Origin of the sequence: Pseudomonas morbosilactucae (assembly GCF_023241665.1) — a bacterium.
Taxonomy (GTDB): Bacteria; Pseudomonadota; Gammaproteobacteria; order Pseudomonadales; family Pseudomonadaceae; genus Aquipseudomonas; species Aquipseudomonas morbosilactucae.
Genome location: NZ_JALQCX010000024.1, coordinates 124,063 through 140,948 on the forward strand (window position 1 = coordinate 124,063; position 16,886 = coordinate 140,948).

The window sequence follows — 16,886 nt, forward strand, 5'->3', positions numbered from 1 at the left end:
CCTTGGGTTCATGCCCGCCGATCGACAAAAAATGCCTTGCCCTTGGGCACTCGCTCCGAGGCCCGTGGGCCATTTGCGGCCTGGGGCTCCTGAGGCTCCACATACCAGTAGCAATGGGTGACTGCCCGGGTGATGCCCACATAGGCCAACCGCAGGATCTCGTCCTTCTGCGCCGCGTCATAGGGCTCGGCGTCGCCGTCCTTGCCCAGGCCCGCCATGCGGTAGACCTGGTTTTTATAGGGCGAACGGGTCAGGTGCTGGCAATCCCCCAGCAGGAACACCGCGTCCGCCTGCAGGCCCTTGGCGCTGTGAAAGGTCAGTTGCTTGAGCCGTCTCTGGCCAAATGGCAAGCTAGAATCAACATTAACTATTTGTGAAATATTGTTTTCAATCAATAACTTATCGACACTTTTTCGATAGAGAATCAAGATTGAATCGCCGCGACGATAGTGCTCTTCCAGGCGCTGGGCTAGGTCTTGCTCATCACGATTCAAAACCTGCACCGGCACCGGCTCACGCGGTTCACCGGCCGCCTTGGCCTTCTTCCCGGCAATCGCCGGGGCCGCGCGGACGATATGTTCCGCCGCGTCGATGATGTGCTGATGGCTGCGGTAGTTGTCGCTGAGCATGACCCGGGTGGTGGCCGGCGACGGGAATTGCTGATTGAACTCCATGAAGTACTTCGGCGAACTGCCCCGCCAGCCATAGATCGACTGCCAGTCGTCGCCCACGCAGAGCAAGGACGAATGCTGGGCCCGATGCCCCACGTGCAGGGCTGGGCCGCGCCGGCGGATTTCCCCCAGGCACGCGCGGATCCAGGAGACGATCTGCGGCGAAACATCTTGAAATTCGTCGATCATCAGGTGCGACAGCGGCCGCAGGCGCTCATCGCTGAGCAGCCTGAGGTTCTCCGTCGAGTGCTCGCTGAACAGAGCGAACATGCGGTTGTAAGTCATGATCGGTGGCGACTGGTCCAGCAGATGGTCTTCCAGGGCCCGCCAGAACAGGCTCAGGGCCTCGAAGAAAAACCGGTCCGGGTCATCCTTGGCGAAACTCATGCGCCCGACCGCATCACAGACATCCAGGCCCAGGTTCTCGATAAACCCGGCAGCCGCCACAAACGCATCCAGCAACGGCACCGACGCCAACTCACCCTTGACCTTGTAGTCAAAGCCCGGCCCGGCACTGGCGTCGCCCGCCATGGAGGCCAGAACGCGCTTGGATGACTCGTAACTATCCAACCAAATCAATGGCTTATGACAGAAAGCTTGAAACAGGGTGCGCTTTACAGCCCATTCCGCCCGCACCGTCAGCTTGGCATTGGGTCGGCTGACCTGGGGGTTTTCTCGCGGGTCGAACCCGAGCACCACCCAGGCGTCCAACTCCGGGGCGTAGCCGTGGCAATGAAAGCGTGCGCCGTTGATTTCCAAAGGTTGGCGATTGGGCTCGATGCCCTTGATCGGCCAGGCACCGGCGCGAAACCACAGGTCCTCGACCGCATCGCACAGCTCTTCGTCGCGCTTGGCGGCCAGTTCGGTGACGGCCATGCGCTTCTGCACATCCGGGTGATCGCGCTCCAACTCTTTAAGCAGCAAGGCCTGGCGCAACAGCGGCTTGATCGCCTCGCGAAAACGCGGGTCGCGGCCCTGCAACGCGTGATAGCAGGCGTTCAGGTGCTTGCGCTGGGCGTCATTGATGCGCAGGTCGAACGGGTTGCTGTCCACTTCCTCGTCGCTGGACGCCGCACGCTCACTGAGGTTCTCAAACGCCTGCAACCGCTCGAAGCCCGGCAGGCTGCGGACCATGGGCAAGATCCGCGAATGGAATGTGCGCACCACGTCGCGGGCGTCCTTGAGGCTCAATGCCCGACCCCAGAGGCCAAACACCTCCAGCAGCTTATTGATGAAGTCCTTGCGCGACTCGCGGGTGAAGGTCACCACCGTCAGGCAGTCGAGCTCAAAACCCAGGTAATGGGTCAGCAACAGGATGCGCAGTACCAGAGAGGTAGACTTCCCTGCCCCGGCCCCGGCGATCACCGAGGTTGACGGCGTATCGCTGAAGATCATCTTCCATTGCGCGGTGCTGGGTTGAGCATGGGCCGGCAGCAGCCGCGCGACATCGGCCTTGATGCGTTTTTTCAGCTCCGGCGTCAGAGGCAGGCGCCAGTCGTCGAACAGGTTGTCGTCCACCCCCGGCGGGCGATGCTCGGTGTTGCGGCTGTCACGGATCAACAGCACCTGGCGGCCTTCCTCCAGCCCCTCGAGCTTGCCTTCCTTATAGCCGTAGTCCACCCCGGCGGTGTGCCCGCTGCGAAAGCCATCGGCCTGCCCATGCAGCCAGGACGCCCGGTGCTGGGCCCGCAGGCGGTTGAGGCCATGGCCAAAAAAACGGGCAGCCAGGCGTTTGAACAGCGGCATCTCGGCCAGGGGCAGAAGTTCGGGCGGAAGATCGGGGGTGTGTTGCGGCACGCTGACTCCAGGGTGTGAGGCGGTGTGGGCTATGGTCGCGGCATTTTCCGTCGATATCCAGCCAATTGCTTACAGGTCATTAACTTAAGGGATGATGTGAAGGTTGCACAGTAGGAAATCACTGGCAAAAACATCCAATTATTTGATTGAAATCCAGCATTTTTTGCGCTTTTTATCGATAGGTGATCCGAGGAAGATGCACGCCATCAACCGGGGTTATGCAGTGGGCGGCCCGTATATCGCGCCCCCTCTGACAACCCCTCAAGAGGATACGATCATGCTTGAACTCAGACCTTTCGCCTCGCTGGGCGGCGCTCACCACGGCTGGTTGGATGCCCATCACCACTTTTCGTTCGCCGAGTACCACGACCCCAAACGCATGAACTGGGGCAACCTGCGGGTCTGGAACGATGACGTGATCGCCCCCGGCAGCGGGTTCCCCCAACACCCCCACCGGGACATGGAAATCATCACGTATGTCCGTGAAGGGGCCATTACCCACCGCGACAACCTGGGCAACGAGGGCCGCACCGAAGCCGGCGATGTGCAGGTGATGAGCGCCGGCACCGGGATCGCCCACAGCGAATACAACCTGGAAAGCGCGGCGACCAAGATCTTCCAGATCTGGATCATCCCCAATCAGGCCGGTTCAGCCCCGTCCTGGGGCGCCAAACCTTTCCCCAAAGGCCAGCGCGAGGGTTTTGTGACCCTGGCCAGCGGCAAGGACGGCGACGACCAGAGCCTGCGCATTCGCGCCGATGCACGGCTGGTGGCGGCTAACCTGAAGGCCGGCGAGTCGGCAGAGTACTCACTGGACAGCGGGCGCCGCGCGTACCTGGTGCCGGCCACCGGGGCGATTGAAGTCAATGGCTTGCGTGCACAAGCTCGAGACGGCATTGCCGTAGCGGATGAGCACGTATTGCGGGTCACAGCCCTGGAAGACAGTGAAATCGTCCTGGTAGACCTGGCCTAACGCCTGGACACCGGCGCAAAAAAAGGGGCGACCAAGTGGTCGCCCCTTTTTCATGCCTTGTAAATCAACTGATAGCGCCATCCACCAAGGCCTGGGCTTCCTGCACCAGTTGCTTGAGGTGGTCGTCACCGATAAAGCTCTCGGCATAAATCTTGTAGATGTCCTCGGTGCCCGAAGGACGCGCCGCGAACCAACCGTTCTGGGTCATGACTTTAAGGCCGCCAATCGCCTGGTCGTTGCCCGGTGCGTGGCTGAGGATGGCCTCGATCTTCTCGCCGGCCAACTGAGTCGAGGTCACTTGATCCGGCGACAGTTTGCTGAGCAGGGCTTTCTGCTGCGGGTTGGCCTTGGCGTCCACTCGTACCGAGAACGGCTCGCCCAGTTCGTCACACAGGCCGCGATAGGCCTGGCTTGGGTCGCGACCGGTGCGCGCGGTCATTTCTGCCGCCAGCAAGGCCGGGATCAAGCCGTCCTTGTCGGTGCTCCAGACGCCGCCGTCCTTGCGCAGGAAGGACGCGCCGGCGCTTTCTTCACCCCCAAAGCCCAGGGAGCCGTCGAACAGACCGTCGGCAAACCATTTGAAGCCCACCGGCACTTCGTACAGGCGACGGCCCAGGCGCGCCGCCACCCGATCGATCAGGCCGCTGCTGACCACGGTCTTGCCGACGGCCGCATCCGCGCGCCACTGCGGACGGTTCTGGAACAAGTAATCGATGGACACGGCCAGGTAATTGTTCGGAGCCAACAGGCCACCGGACGGCGTGACGATGCCGTGGCGGTCATGGTCCGGGTCGCAGGCGAAGGCAACGTCGAAACGCTGCTTCAGGCCGATCAGGCCCTGCATGGCGTAGCTGGAGGATGGGTCCATGCGGATCTGTCCATCCCAGTCCACGGACATGAAGCGGAAGGTCGCATCGACCTCCTTGTTGACCACTTCCAGGTCCAGGCGGTAATGCTCGGCAATTGCCGACCAGTAGCGCACGCCCGCGCCACCCAGCGGGTCCACGCCCAGGCGCAGCTTGGCGTTACGAATGGCGTCCAGATCGATCACGTTGATCAGGTCGGCCACGTAGGTGTTGAGGTAGTCATGACGGTGAGTGGTGTCGGCTTTCAGCGCTTGCTCGTAGCTGATGCGCTTGACCCCGGCCAGCTTGGCCGCCAGCAGTTCGTTGGCCTTGGCTTCGATCCACTTGGTGATGTGGGTGTCGGCCGGGCCACCGTTGGTGGGGTTGTACTTGTAGCCGCCGCTTTGTGGCGGGTTGTGGGACGGGGTAATGACAATCCCGTCCGCCAGGCCCGACGTGCGGCCGCGGTTGTAGCCAATAATGGCGTGGGAGATAGCCGGCGTCGGGGTGTATTCATCACCGGTGGCGATCATCACCGTCACGCCATTGGCCGCCAGCACTTCCAGGGCGCTGGCGCCCGCCGGGGTAGACAGTGCATGGGTGTCGATGCCGACAAACAACGGGCCGTTTATACCCTGGGATTCGCGATACAGGCAGATGGCCTGGCTGATAGCCAGGACGTGCCATTCGTTGAAACTCAGATCGAACGAGCTGCCACGGTGCCCGGAGGTGCCAAAGGCGACGCGCTGGGTCGACACCGAGGCGTCGGGTTGGCCGGTGTAATAGGCCGTCACCAGTCGCGGGATATCGACCAACAATTCAGCCGGTGCCGGTTTGCCCGCAAAAGGACTGAGAGTCATGCAAAACCTCTGGAGAAAGGATGGTTCGGGAATGCTGCGCAGTTTACTGGCACTTTGACCGCAGCGCGATGGGATCTATCCGCGCTCCCCTCAGAGAATTACTGCATGCGAAAAGGCTGATCTGCAGACACGTCTCAACCGCCAGGCGGGTGCTGCGCGGCAGGTCGATGCTGATGGAAAAGACAGGAACAGAACAACGGCAGGTATAAACAAAAAAAGCCAGGATTCGTGGGGAACGAACCCTGGCTCTGGGGTCAGGCCGGATCGACCAGCAACGCCACCCGCTCACGGCACGGACACTCGTCCATGTAGCGGTGGGCTTCGACAAATTCGCCGAAGGGGAAGACCCGAGTCTTCAGCGGCACCAACACACGGTCGGCGGTCAACTGGTTGATGTCGCGCAGGGCCCGTTGCAGCGCCACCTGGTCCTGGATGATGCCCAACTCCGGCTTGCCGGTGAAGTTGCCGATGCAGTGCACGAAGAACTGGATGTTCTTCTGGAAGGCTGCACAGGCCGGAAACGGCGTCTGGTTGCCGCCCTGCAGGCCATACAGCACAAGGCTGCCACGGGGCGCCAGCACATCGCCGAGCATGGACATCTGCGGGCCGCCCAGGCCGTCGAACACCACGTCCACGCCACGGTTGTCAGTGAGCTTGTTGATTTGCATCAGCAAGTCCTGCTCCTCGGTGACGATGACCTTCTCGGCCCCCAGGGACAGCAGATACTCACGCTCTTCAGCAGTCTTGGTGGCCGCAATCACCCGCACACCCAAAGCCTTGCCCAACTGGACAAACGATGGGCCGGCGCAATGGCTGGCGTCGGTGACCAGGGCAAACTGCCCGGGCTTGACCCGCGCCAGATCGACGTAAGCGAAGTAAGCAATCAGCAGCGGCGTGTAATGCACGCTGGCTTCGATGGGGCTGAGGACGTCTGGGTAACGAGTCAATGCCGAACGGGGCAGGAGAATCTGCTCGCCATAGACCGGGTAATCATTGGGGCTCTCAGCCGGAAAACTGGCGACCTTGTCACCCACGGCCAAATCTTCGATACCGTCACCTACCGCGGTGACCACACCGGCCATTTCATGCCCAAGGCCTGACGGCAAACGTGCATGGGACGACGCCAGGTTCTGACGCCAGAGCACGTCGTACCAACTGATGCCAATCGCTTCGACTCGTACCTGCACTTCGCCTGGCGCAGGCAAAGCGGCCGCATGCTCTTCGCATTTGAGCACCTCGGCCGGACCAAACTTGTGAAAACGGATCGTGCGGGACATCGCAAACCTCGTCAAAGTAACCTCTAATGCGCTGAACTCTATCTGGGGTTTCTGAGCAAGACCATCAGTGGCTATTAATAGTCGACATGCCTGTCATTGATTCCGCTGGCCTTGAACGCCCGCATATATAAGGGCTAGAGCAAAGCAGCGGGCTCAGGAAAAATAATTAGCCGGTGCAGAGTACCAGCCTTTGCCCGTAAGATTCACGCCGGCCATTGTTCCCATATGGTCGTTCCCGTCAAGTTCGCTGACTCTGCCAGGACTCCAGATGAATCGTAATGACCTGCGTCGTGTCGACCTGAATCTGCTGATCGTGTTCGAAACGCTGATGCATGAGCGCAGTGTGACCCGCGCCGCCGAGAAATTGTTCCTCGGCCAGCCAGCCATCAGTGCGGCGCTGTCACGCCTGCGCAACCTGTTCGACGACCCGTTGTTCGTGCGTACCGGGCGCAGCATGGAGCCCTCGGCCCGGGCGGTGGAAATCTTCGCCCTGCTCTCCCCGGCCCTGGATTCGATTTCCACCGCCGTGAGCCGCGCCGCTGAATTCGACCCGGCCACCAGCACCGCCGTGTTCCGCATCGGCCTGTCCGATGATGTCGAGTTCGCCCTGCTGCCCATGCTGCTCAAGCGCCTGCGAGCCGAAGCACCAGGCATCGTCCTGGTGATACGCCGGGCCAACTACCTGTTGATGCCGGCTCTGCTGGCCTCGGGTGAGATCTCCATTGGCGTCAGCTACACCGCCGACCTGCCGGCCAACGCCAAGCGCAAACTGCTGCGCATGAGCCAGCCCAAACTCCTGCGCGCCGACACCGTACCCGGCGCCCTGAGCCTGGACGACTTCTGCGCCCGCCCCCATGCCCTGGTGTCGTTCGCCGGGGACTTGAGCGGGTTTATCGACGAGGAACTGGAAAAACTCGGACGCAAGCGCCACGTGGTCCTGGCAGTGCCCCAGTTCAATGGCTTGAGCACCCTGCTCGCAGGCACCGACATCCTCGCCACTGTCCCGGACTACACCGCCGACGCCCTCACCGCCGCCGGCGGCGTCCGCGCCGAAGACCCGCCATTGCCAGTGCGCAGTTTCGAGCTGCATATGGCCTGGCGCGGCTCTCAGGATAATGACCCAGGGGAGCGTTGGTTGCGGTCGCGGATTCAGATGTTTTTTGGCGACCCCGATAGCTTGTAATGGAACCTCAATAAAACCCATAAAACCGTTTAATAACAATGACTTACAAACACTTTTCAATCTGCTGGCGCCTGTCTAAACCCAATGGATTCCAGAGCTTATGGGGTGTAATTGCGGGCAAATTTCGGTTCCTTAAAAAGAATGCCCCCACAGGAAGGTCTGCGGACCTGGGTAGGTTTCTTCTGCGCCTGGATGACTGCAACGACGGCAGCGTTGCCACCGCGATATGCCAGGTGCGCTAGGGGCTGTGTATGCGCGCGCAACTGTTAGCGCAACGCCGGGAAGCGGCTCAACAATGGGCTGACTGTGCGGCGCCCCGCACGGCGTACCACAAAACACCTGCAGCCGCGTTTCGGTGACTCGGTCCACCAAGCCCCAATCGCAACTACTGTTTAGTATCAGCACCCGTTTATGGTTCTAGCTTGTTTGAGGTGCCCATCCAGGGACGGCTAGCCCGTCACGACGCTACAAACGAAAAGTCGCGATTGACCGCACTGCGCTCATATTCCAGAAGGCACTCATAGTCAGCCTCACTGGCCGGCAGGACCTCCTTGATCGCGAGGTCACGGGAAACCTCAGGAAGCTGGCCCAAAGCTTCGTTCATTGCGTTCCTGATTGAAGCGGCGTCCGCAGCCGTTTGACCAATCGAGGTTATGTAAGGCAGGCAGGGACTGCGCGCACTCCGCACGAGGATCCTGAGGCCTTCGATTTCGGTACTGTTATCTCTCGCAAGATAATCGTAAGTGACGCTGTCGATGGAGGCCAAATCACCCTCGCCCTCTTTCAGCCTTCGCATGCTCTCCCTGTGGGATCCGGTGAAGGTGAGTTTCGAGAAGAAACCGCGGTCGCTGATCCCGGCCAGCGTGTGGCGCAATAAATTCATTCCAGAGTTGGAATCCCGGGCGTTGATCAGACCATGGCTGCCCCGGAAACCCGCCAGGTCAGTCACGGCCGAATCAGCTCTACAGAGCAGCAGACTGCAATGGTCACCCCCCGAGCTATGAGCAAGCTCATAGCTCGGGCGCCCTATCAGCCTCACCTTTCCCCGCAATGACGTGACGAATGGATAGCCGCAGGTCTGGGATAACAACAGATCCGGGGAAAGCCAGTGCGCCGCGAGATCAACGATCTGTTTTTGCCCTCGGCGCTCACCGAGAATCTCCAGGATGCGCTCAAGCCAGGCTTGCTGTGCCTGTAAAACCCTGGCGGGAGCGAGGTACATGGATAGATCGCTGGTCATATGAAATCCATTCAGAGGGTGCGATTGCCGCTGATCACAGCAGGATAGAGTTGGCAGGCGTCTTCAAGCCCAAGCGATCCCTCAGTGTCCCGGGTTCATATTCCTGGCGGAACACCCCTTTGGCTTGCAGCAAGGGCACCACGCCACGGGTAAATGTTTCAAAGTCAGTGGGCAAAAACGGAAACATGAGGTTGTAGCCATCGACGGCATTCGACTCGTATAACGCTGAAAGCTTATCGGCAATATGCTCCGCCGTTCCGATCAGTAGCCAGGTACTTGAACTCTTGACCAACCGGCGTCCTATTTCGCGGATGGACAAGGAGGTGTCGTACTGCTTGAGCAGGGCCAGCTCAGTTCGAATGCCATCAAACTCGGACTCATCCGGCAACGCTGGCAATGGGCCGTCCGGCGATAGACCTGTCAAGTCCAGGCGTGTGTAGCTGGACACCAGGTCAATCGCCACCGCATCGATAATAAGGCTGTCCTCCAGGTGCCGACGTCGTTCCTCCTCAGTCTCATCGCCGAGCACCACCGGAAGCACGCCGGTGATGATTTTCAGATCACTGGAATGCCTGCCCTTCAACTCGAGTCGGCGATTCAAATCGGCCCTGTACGCCAACCCCTCTTCGACCGAATTGATAAAACAGAAGTGCACGTCCGCATGCGCAGCGGCCAGGTTCTTGCCCGCTTCAGAAGACCCCGCCTGGGCAAGGACCGGATGGCCCTGGGGTGGACGCGGCACGTTAAGCGGCCCACGTACGTTGAAATGTGCGCCTTTGTGATTGATCGGGTGAATTTTCGATGGGTCGGCAAAGTTGCCGGCACCCTTGTCAAACTCTAGCGCACCCTCCTCCCAGGAGTCCCAGAGCTGCTTGACGACATGGATGAATTCCTCGGCCCGCAGATAACGATCGCCGTGTTTCGTTACGCCTGACAATCCGAAATTCGAGGCCTCCTCTTCCAGCCAGGACGTCACGATATTCCAGCTGGCTCGCCCTGCGCTGAGGTAGTCCAGCGAAGCAAAATAGCGCGCGAGGTTGAAGGGCTCGTTATAGGAAGTCGAAGCCGTGCCCATCAGCCCGATGTGCTCGGTAACCGCAGCCAGTGCGGACAACAGCGTAATCGGTTCCAGGCGGGCGTTGGCATAGTGCCTCAACCCGCTGGCCACGGAGTCCCAGACTGCGACGTGATCCGCGACAAAAACCGCATCAAACTTCGCCGCCTCCGCCGCCTGCACGAGTTTTACGTAGTAACCCAGCGTCAATATCTCTTGGGTCGGTGACAGCGGATGGCGCCAGGAAAAACGATGATCCCCCTGGGGGTTAAAAAAGAACAAATTCAAAATCATACTTTTATTCGACATAACGCCTCCGCGACCTTGCCCACGTCGCATTCATTTTCACTGGGCCGTCTTGACGGTATGTTCGGCGACCCACTGCGCCGCGACTTTCGCGGGATCCTTGTGATCGATATCAACCAGTCGATTGAGTTGCTTGAGGTCGTCATCGGTCAGTCTTGCAGAGACCTCGTTGAGCACCTTGGTGACTTCCGGGGTCAGCAACGCCTTGCGCCCCAGTGGCGTGATGTTTTGCAGGGGCTGTTGGTGCTTGTCGTCCTCGAGGACAACCCAAGGCTCTTTCGCCAGGATGCCTTGTGTGGAGACCACCGTGGCCACGTCGATAGCGCCGGAGTTCAACGCCAGCCGCGACAAGGGCCCGCCCATGTCCAGCGACTTGATGCTCTTGAAGTTGATGCCGTAGACCGCCTTCAACCCGGGCAGGCCTAACGCAGCTGTGGCGACCTCGGGAGGCCCACCCAGGGTGAAATTACCCGAGACGGGCGCCAGGTCGGACAAGGTGCGCAGGTTGTACTTTTCTGCGGTCTTTTTGGTGACGGCCCAAGCAGTAATGGAGCCCGCGGACGAAGGTTCAAGCAGCTGGAGGTCCGCCGGCAACTTCTGTTGCAAAGCGCTGAGGATCTCCTTTTGGCTGGTCAGGGCGGTCTTGTCGTCATAGAAACTCAACAGTGACCCTATGTATTCGGGTACGACGTCTACATCGCCGTTTTCCAGGGCCTGGGCGATGATCTGGCGGTTGCCCAGATTGAGGCGGGTCTTGACGTCTATCCCTTGATTTTTCAAGGCTGACGCATAGATGTTGGCGAGAATCGTCTGCTCGGAAAAATTGGCCCCTCCAATGGTGATGGACTGAGCGCTGGCAAACGCACTGTTCACCAGCAAGCCTAACCCCAGCAGCAATGAAATCGAGTACGCTGAGCGAGCCTTCGAACGTTGTTTGTTTTTCATGTGGGTTTGCACCTCTGTAGAGTTAATACACACTTTCAAATGCCTCAGGTCATGTAGCGCTTAGTTCGATTTTCCCCGCCCGCCATTTTCTAACCATGAATGTTTCTATCATTGAACAAACCCACTCACTGACAATCGCCAGTGCCGACACCATCAGTGCGCCGCCAATAATTTGCGGCGTATCATTTCGGCCCAGTCCATCAATAAGAAACCTGCCCAGGCCGCCGAAGCCGGCATACGCAGCGATGGTGGCCGTGGCGATAAGTTGCACTAGGGCTGATCGGAACCCTGAAAAGATCAGCGGAAAAGCCAGCGGCAACTCGAGCTGAAAAAACATCTGCCCTCTGCGCATGCCCATCGATCTGGCAGCCTGCTTCAGAGATGAATCCACCTGATCGATGCCAACATAGGTATTGGTTAATATCGGCGGGATGCTCATGGTCACCAACGCGATAATCACCGTGCTGGTTTCATAGCCAATGAGCATGATTGCAACTATCACAATACCCAGAGAAGGTAATGCTCGCCCAATATTGAACAGCCCTATCGCCACCTGCGCGCCTTTGCGGTAGTTAGCCAAAAGTACGCCGAGCGGCAACGCTATTGCACAAGCGATAACCAGGCTTAAGGACACATAATAAATATGCTCTGCCAGCCGAGTCAGTATGCCGCTTTCACCCAACCAATTATCAGAAAGAGAAAACCAAAGGTAGACACTTGCGATCATGTTCATCAGCGCACCCAAGGCACCAGCCATTTATTGATTGAATAAAACAGAAAATCAAAACATAACGCCAACATCACCGTCAGGACCAGGCTGACCGCCACAGGCGTAGTGAAACTTTGAGCCAGCCCGGTAATGAACAACTGACCCAGTCCGCCTTGCCCAATCAACGCAGTAACAGTCACCAGCCCCACCAAAGTAACCGAAGTTGTTCGTAAGCCTGCCAATAACGCAGGCAGCGCCAGTGGAAGTTCAACCCCGAAGAATCTTTGCAAGCGCGTATACCCCAGCGCACGGGCTTCCTCCAATACGTCCGCAGGGTTACTCGCAAGTCCCGCCAAGATGTTCTGTAATACGATAAGCAAGGAATACAGGCTCAAACCAATGACCGCCGTGGTCTTGGATAAGCCGGTAAAAGGCATTATCAAAATAAACAGTGCCAGGGACGGAATAGTAAAGAGTATGCCGCAGACATAAATCATCGGCCGCGCCAATCCTGGCTGCCACAACGTCAAGAGCACCATTACACCCGCTAACAGCATCCCTATACACAGGCCCAAGGTCACCAGTTGAATATGATCAACTAACAGCTGGCCGATCTGCTGCCAGTTTTCAACAATCCAGGACCAGTCAATCATTGCGCACTTCCGAAGCGGCGCTCATTGAGTGCGCTGTGAAGGCTGGCAATCGAGAGGCAACCTTCGTAACCGCCGGCCTCGTCCACGCGAACAACCACACCGATCGGCGCCGTTAGAATTTTAACCAGTGCGTGATGCAATGAGTCGTTACTCGACACCGTTGTCAGCTCCGGAACAGGCACGTCCGATTCACTGACCCACTTCAACGGGTTGGACTTGTCATCCAGTAGAAGTTTGAATTCACAACTGACCTCATCCACCGGAAGATCAGAAACCTTCATCAGCGAAAGTCTTTTTAACAGCGGATCCTTGCCAATAAAGTTCTTCACAAACTCGCTGACAGGATGGGCAAGGATGTTGTGAGGTGTGTCGAACTGAACAAGTTTCCCTTCGCCCTCGAAGATGGCAATCCGATCGCCAATTTTGATGGCCTCCTCCATATCATGGGTCACTAGGATAATGGTTTTATGCAAACGTCTCTGAAGTGCAACCAGTTCATCCTGCAGTCGCTCGCGTATCACCGGATCAAGCGCGGCAAAGGGTTCGTCCATCAATACAACCGGTGGGTCCGAGGCCAATGCCCTCGCCAGAGCGACACGGCTTTGCTGCCCCCCCGATAGCTGATTAGGGTAGCGGTCCAGAAATTCCGGCTGAAGCCCAACCAGGGAGATGAGTTCGCTCACGCGCTGGCGAATTTTACGTTTGCTCCAGCCCAGCAGCCGCGGGACGGCGCCAATATTTTCGGCAACCGTCTGGTGAGGAAATAAGGCTGCGCTCTGCATCATGAAACCAATGCCGCGGCGTAGCGTAACGACGTCAAGTTCATCGGTCGCGGCGCCATTGACACAGATGCGGCCACTGTCCTGGGTATCCAGCCTGTTGATCATGCGCAAAATGGTGGTTTTGCCGCACCCACTCGGCCCGACAAATACACAGATCTCACCCTCCCGGACGTGAAGCGTTAAATCGCTCACGGCCATTCGCGGGCTGCCTTTATGAGTTTTCTTGATGGCTTCAAAACGTATCATTTTCCGACGCCCACATTAGCTTGCCTATTGTTAGTGCTCAGCAGGATGGCGAGGACAATCCACGGGACTGACCAGATGTTTCTGCAATAACTGGAAGTAACCATGAATGACATAGCCATTGTTTCGCGCGATCCATTGTTCACGCCTGGCTCTATACACCCTGGGTAAGTAAAACCAGGGCAAACCGGGAAGATCGTGATGAACCAGGTGAAGATTGAGGTTGAGAAACAGCCAACTCAACAGCCCCGACGATTCATTGATAACCGTGCGGTGTTGCGGAAGCGTTGACGGCCGATGCTCGTAAAACGACCTGATCATGGCAATTGACAAGGCCGGCAGCGACACCAGGAATAGGTACTGTATGGCGCTGATGGCGCTGTATTGCTCAACCAAGGCCAGCACTACGCCAACACTTAGTAGATGAGCAACCCACATCCGCCAAGCGATTCGCCCGGTGTGAAACAGCCCTCCGATCTCACTGCCCACGAGGGTTATCACCGCCAAAGGCGCGCCCATAAGCAAACGACCACCCAAGGTCTTGTTTACCCACAACAGCGTTCTGATATACCGAGGCGAGCGAAACCAAACAGCACCGGTGACATAACGACTTTCCGGATCTTGACCCGGCACCGTCAGCACCTCGTCGTTGTGATGCGTCAGATGGGTGTCCCTATAAATATCGTAGGGGTACCACACGGCAAACGGCAGAAATCCCAGGGCTTTATTGATGCCAGCCCAACGCGTTGGATGACCGTGGATAAGCTCATGCTGAATCGACATCCACAGCACAACCAGTGGAATCAACAGGACGAGGCTGAGTACTTCGCCAAGTACGCTCCCACAAAAAATAATAAACGCCCAAGCCAGATAGAACCCGACTAACAAAAGCCAAGTGGGCCATTCAGTTTTACTCGTTACGGTAGTGCTCAGCTTAGCGATTTCAGCTCGATGAGCTTCATCCAGATAGTTTGGCATTGTTGTCAGTCGTGATAGATCTTGCTCGGAACACGCGCCCAGTCACTCACACTTCAGGCTGCAACCCCATAGACGGGGGATTACCGGAAGATGATTGGCTGGACTGACGGTATGGAAGTGCCCAACAACGATGATTCACATGGCGTAGAGAAGAAACGCCAAGCCTTCGCTGATTGCACTGCAGGCTTCGCTGTTGGCCTGACAAGGGAGGGGTTTGCCGGTCACGAATGGAACAGCAATGGAGGAAAAGGAACTGATGCGGATATTGCCGGCGTGATAAATCGCTGCATGGGCGCCGTCATGCGACAGAGCCTCAAGGCAGATTTGGAAGATTCGGGCGCCGGACATAGTCGTACCATAACAATAGGATTGAACATATCCGGCGGTCCGGTGACAGCAAGGTAGCACGATGACTAACATGCTCAAGGAATATATTTTATTATGCTTATTCCTAAATCGAATAACGAACAAATAGCGTGCATCTCCTGTTCTGTATTCTCAGGATTCGGGATTCTTGACATCGCGTATGACGACGACACCGGTGATCAGACTCATCAGGGCAATGGAGATCATGCCCACGTAAGTGGAGCCGGACAGATAAGAGATTGCAACTTATCCCCAGCGCAGCTCAAAAACTCACTTACAAACAAAAACATCCCTTATAAGCGGTGCTTATGTAAGTCTAGATGGGGACGTCACGCTTACCAACCATCGACTCGGACTAAAAACCAGAAAAATCTATTATATCGAGTGAAAGATATATTCAGTCTCTGCACGAAGATCCAGCTCAATACCTGCCCCATGCAGACGCGTGTGAAGGTCAGCATCATCGACCCGTACTTTCCATTGCACATTTTCCGGAACATCGCCACTCTCGCGAACGAGACTGATGGCCTGTTGCAATTGCGCACGGTCGGCTAAGTAAACAGCCAGCGCGTTGCCTTTCCACGCAGCAACACTCATACCCATCGCAGCGCATACTAAAACTTTAGCTTTGGCATCTTCGCGGTCAGCCTGTCGGGAGCGTTGAATCTGATCTTCCAAGACAGGATCGACTATACGGTCAGAACATATCACCTCTCCCACCTCCCAGACTTCCGGTGGACACACCTTTTCCTCTGGGCGCAGCATTAGAAATGGATTGATTTCCATCGGATAGATTCGACAGACCAGTGGTCGATCTTCATAGATCGTGCAGTGGTTATCTTCTCCTAAACTAGGACACTGTATCAGTGCGTTACCCGCAAAAATGGCTATTACCTGGATACGTGCATCTCCACTAGCTACATCTACCGCGCGTTGCACACTGTGGTTGTAGTGCGCTGGCAAAGAGAAGACTGACGTGTCAAAAGCTTCGAGTATGACTGCGACGTTACCACCGCGATTTAACCATGCCTCGGTCTCTTGAAGAGTTAGAGGGATAAGACGTTCTTTACAGCAAGTTCCGCACCCGTTGCAGGCAAACCGCGTGACGTTATTTTTTGTGAGCCTCACTGATTGACTAATAGATGTCATGATCGATCCTGTTGCTCACCTCTACTTTTCAACTGGAGGCGATGGCTAAAGAAATCAATGATATACAGTGTATATCTGGTTTCAATTAGGCACTAAATTCCTACTAGGTATACTTGGATACACCTTCCCATGACCAGTCGTCCCCCTTGCCACATCGGCACTTAATCTAAGGCGTGGTCCTGAGAGTTGTGGCAAACCTTTACAATTGGCTCAACTGACCATTGATCAATACGGGCATACCAGTGGGCGCTTTCGTGCAGAAGCGCCGGATCATTCGTGGCGACGTCATATCACCCAACCAACGGACATCTACGACTTGCACGCAGATGCCCGCCCCCCTGTCATTCAATCCAACTTTGGCGAATGTTGAGTGGTCGTAAAAAGTCAGTCATTGAAACGATGCATGCTGTACTCAACAACGGATTACGACTCGAACTCAGAAACCGAGGTTCAGCCTCTGATTCCCTGAGACTAAAACCTGTGTGGCATCACACTCTCCACTCCGCTGTAAGGCTCAAACCAATTCGGCTAAAGAGGCCGGATTGAAGCCCTTCAGATCCGCGTAATCGCCTTTTTCCACTTTGGCGACCCAGTCCTTGTCACTCAGCAGAACACGCCCTACTGCGATCAGATCAAACTCTTCGCGCTCCATACGCTCGACGAGCCGATCCAGGCTCGCAGGGGTTGAGCCCTGGCCGGCGAATGCGTGAGTAACATCATTGTCCAGCCCGACCGAGCCGACGCTAATGGTTGTGGCTCCAGTGACTTTTGAATCGCCCCGGATTCTCTTAGACACCTTGCAAGCTCATTGCGTAACGCTTTTCAAACTCTATCGGTGACAGTTGATTGTTGAAA

The 16,886-nt window shown here is 57.0% G+C and carries 14 protein-coding genes and 1 pseudogene; 3 read left to right on the top strand and 12 right to left on the bottom strand.

Features of this window, described 5'->3' with window-relative positions; all coding sequences use genetic code 11:
* Positions 1-8: 8 nt before the first annotated feature.
* Entirely contained in the window at positions 9-2,468 is a 2,460-nt protein-coding gene (locus M1B35_RS14115) for a UvrD-helicase domain-containing protein (protein ID WP_268262255.1), read from the bottom strand.
* 277 nt (positions 2,469-2,745) lie between these two features.
* Between M1B35_RS14115 and M1B35_RS14120 the strand changes: the two genes are divergently transcribed.
* Entirely contained in the window at positions 2,746-3,441 is a 696-nt protein-coding gene (locus M1B35_RS14120; RefSeq protein ID WP_268262256.1) for a pirin family protein, read from the top strand.
* 64 nt (positions 3,442-3,505) lie between these two features.
* Here the strand turns inward: M1B35_RS14120 and pgm are convergent, their stop codons facing one another.
* Positions 3,506-5,146, bottom strand: a complete 1,641-nt coding sequence (gene pgm, locus M1B35_RS14125) for a phosphoglucomutase (alpha-D-glucose-1,6-bisphosphate-dependent) (protein WP_268262257.1) — start codon at positions 5,144-5,146, stop codon at positions 3,506-3,508.
* A 254-nt stretch (positions 5,147-5,400) separates the two neighbouring features.
* The gene (locus M1B35_RS14130; RefSeq protein WP_123333232.1) at positions 5,401-6,423 is read right to left on the bottom strand and encodes a zinc-dependent alcohol dehydrogenase family protein; all 1,023 of its coding nucleotides are present in this window, start codon (positions 6,421-6,423) and stop codon (positions 5,401-5,403) included.
* Positions 6,424-6,691: 268 nt separating this feature from the next.
* Between M1B35_RS14130 and M1B35_RS14135 the strand changes: the two genes are divergently transcribed.
* Positions 6,692-7,606 carry a LysR family transcriptional regulator gene (locus M1B35_RS14135; RefSeq protein WP_123333234.1) on the top strand — a complete coding sequence of 305 codons (915 nt, stop codon included), beginning with the start codon at positions 6,692-6,694 and terminating at the stop codon, positions 7,604-7,606.
* 457 nt (positions 7,607-8,063) lie between these two features.
* Here M1B35_RS14135 and M1B35_RS14140 read toward each other — a convergent pair whose 3' ends face one another.
* Genes M1B35_RS14140 through M1B35_RS14170 form a run of 7 tightly spaced genes read right to left on the bottom strand, consistent with a single transcriptional unit; the run spans position 8,064 to position 14,516 of the window.
* Positions 8,064-8,846: a phosphate/phosphite/phosphonate ABC transporter substrate-binding protein gene (locus M1B35_RS14140; RefSeq protein ID WP_123333236.1), complete on the bottom strand. Its 783-nt coding sequence runs from the start codon at positions 8,844-8,846 to the stop codon at positions 8,064-8,066.
* Between the two features lie 34 nt (positions 8,847-8,880).
* Complete coding sequence (locus M1B35_RS14145) at positions 8,881-10,209, bottom strand: LLM class flavin-dependent oxidoreductase (protein WP_123333238.1); 1,329 nt, start codon at positions 10,207-10,209, stop codon at positions 8,881-8,883.
* A gap of 36 nt (positions 10,210-10,245) precedes the next feature.
* Positions 10,246-11,151, bottom strand: coding sequence for an ABC transporter substrate-binding protein (locus tag M1B35_RS14150; protein WP_123333240.1), 906 nt, complete (start codon positions 11,149-11,151; stop codon positions 10,246-10,248).
* 49 nt (positions 11,152-11,200) lie between these two features.
* Positions 11,201-11,884 (bottom strand): ABC transporter permease, encoded by a 684-nt coding sequence (locus tag M1B35_RS14155; protein WP_123334455.1) that lies wholly within the window; start codon positions 11,882-11,884, stop codon positions 11,201-11,203.
* A complete protein-coding gene (locus M1B35_RS14160) occupies positions 11,884-12,513 on the bottom strand; it encodes an ABC transporter permease (RefSeq protein WP_268262258.1) in 630 nt (209 codons plus the stop codon). Before M1B35_RS14160 ends, M1B35_RS14155 begins: the two co-directional genes overlap by 1 nt.
* The gene (locus M1B35_RS14165; protein WP_123333244.1) at positions 12,510-13,541 is read right to left on the bottom strand and encodes an ABC transporter ATP-binding protein; all 1,032 of its coding nucleotides are present in this window, start codon (positions 13,539-13,541) and stop codon (positions 12,510-12,512) included. The genes M1B35_RS14160 and M1B35_RS14165 overlap by 4 nt, the downstream gene beginning before the upstream one ends.
* A 30-nt stretch (positions 13,542-13,571) precedes the next feature.
* Positions 13,572-14,516 (bottom strand): fatty acid desaturase, encoded by a 945-nt coding sequence (locus M1B35_RS14170; RefSeq protein WP_268262259.1) that lies wholly within the window; start codon positions 14,514-14,516, stop codon positions 13,572-13,574.
* Between the two features lie 111 nt (positions 14,517-14,627).
* Between M1B35_RS14170 and M1B35_RS14175 the strand changes: the two genes are divergently transcribed.
* Positions 14,628-14,921, top strand: a complete 294-nt coding sequence (locus M1B35_RS14175) for a hypothetical protein (RefSeq protein ID WP_148053477.1) — start codon at positions 14,628-14,630, stop codon at positions 14,919-14,921.
* Between the two features lie 336 nt (positions 14,922-15,257).
* On the opposite strand, the gene M1B35_RS14180 is transcribed toward M1B35_RS14175, so the two are convergent.
* Together M1B35_RS14180 and M1B35_RS14185 are read right to left on the bottom strand one after the other, a co-directional pair.
* On the bottom strand, positions 15,258-16,031 hold the full coding sequence (locus tag M1B35_RS14180) for a YkgJ family cysteine cluster protein (protein ID WP_123333250.1): 774 nt from the start codon (positions 16,029-16,031) through the stop codon (positions 15,258-15,260).
* A gap of 514 nt (positions 16,032-16,545) precedes the next feature.
* A pseudogene (locus tag M1B35_RS14185) lies at positions 16,546-16,800 on the bottom strand (12-oxophytodienoate reductase); the annotation flags it as partial.
* Positions 16,801-16,886: the final 86 nt, after the last annotated feature.

What these genes read in the sequence shown, in the direction of transcription:
- M1B35_RS14120 (WP_268262256.1), top strand. Translation starts at nt 2,746, where the DNA reads ATGCTTGAACTCAGACCTTTCGCCTCGCTGGGCGGCGCTCACCACGGC.
- pgm (WP_268262257.1), bottom strand. Translation starts at nt 5,146, where the DNA reads ATGACTCTCAGTCCTTTTGCGGGCAAACCGGCACCGGCTGAATTGTTG.
- M1B35_RS14130 (WP_123333232.1), bottom strand. Translation starts at nt 6,423, where the DNA reads ATGTCCCGCACGATCCGTTTTCACAAGTTTGGTCCGGCCGAGGTGCTC.
- M1B35_RS14135 (WP_123333234.1), top strand. Translation starts at nt 6,692, where the DNA reads ATGAATCGTAATGACCTGCGTCGTGTCGACCTGAATCTGCTGATCGTG.
- M1B35_RS14140 (WP_123333236.1), bottom strand. Translation starts at nt 8,846, where the DNA reads ATGACCAGCGATCTATCCATGTACCTCGCTCCCGCCAGGGTTTTACAG.
- M1B35_RS14145 (WP_123333238.1), bottom strand. Translation starts at nt 10,209, where the DNA reads ATGTCGAATAAAAGTATGATTTTGAATTTGTTCTTTTTTAACCCCCAG.
- M1B35_RS14150 (WP_123333240.1), bottom strand. Translation starts at nt 11,151, where the DNA reads ATGAAAAACAAACAACGTTCGAAGGCTCGCTCAGCGTACTCGATTTCA.
- M1B35_RS14155 (WP_123334455.1), bottom strand. Translation starts at nt 11,884, where the DNA reads ATGAACATGATCGCAAGTGTCTACCTTTGGTTTTCTCTTTCTGATAAT.
- M1B35_RS14160 (WP_268262258.1), bottom strand. Translation starts at nt 12,513, where the DNA reads ATGATTGACTGGTCCTGGATTGTTGAAAACTGGCAGCAGATCGGCCAG.
- M1B35_RS14165 (WP_123333244.1), bottom strand. Translation starts at nt 13,541, where the DNA reads ATGATACGTTTTGAAGCCATCAAGAAAACTCATAAAGGCAGCCCGCGA.
- M1B35_RS14170 (WP_268262259.1), bottom strand. Translation starts at nt 14,516, where the DNA reads ATGCCAAACTATCTGGATGAAGCTCATCGAGCTGAAATCGCTAAGCTG.
- M1B35_RS14175 (WP_148053477.1), top strand. Translation starts at nt 14,628, where the DNA reads ATGGAAGTGCCCAACAACGATGATTCACATGGCGTAGAGAAGAAACGC.
- M1B35_RS14180 (WP_123333250.1), bottom strand. Translation starts at nt 16,031, where the DNA reads ATGACATCTATTAGTCAATCAGTGAGGCTCACAAAAAATAACGTCACG.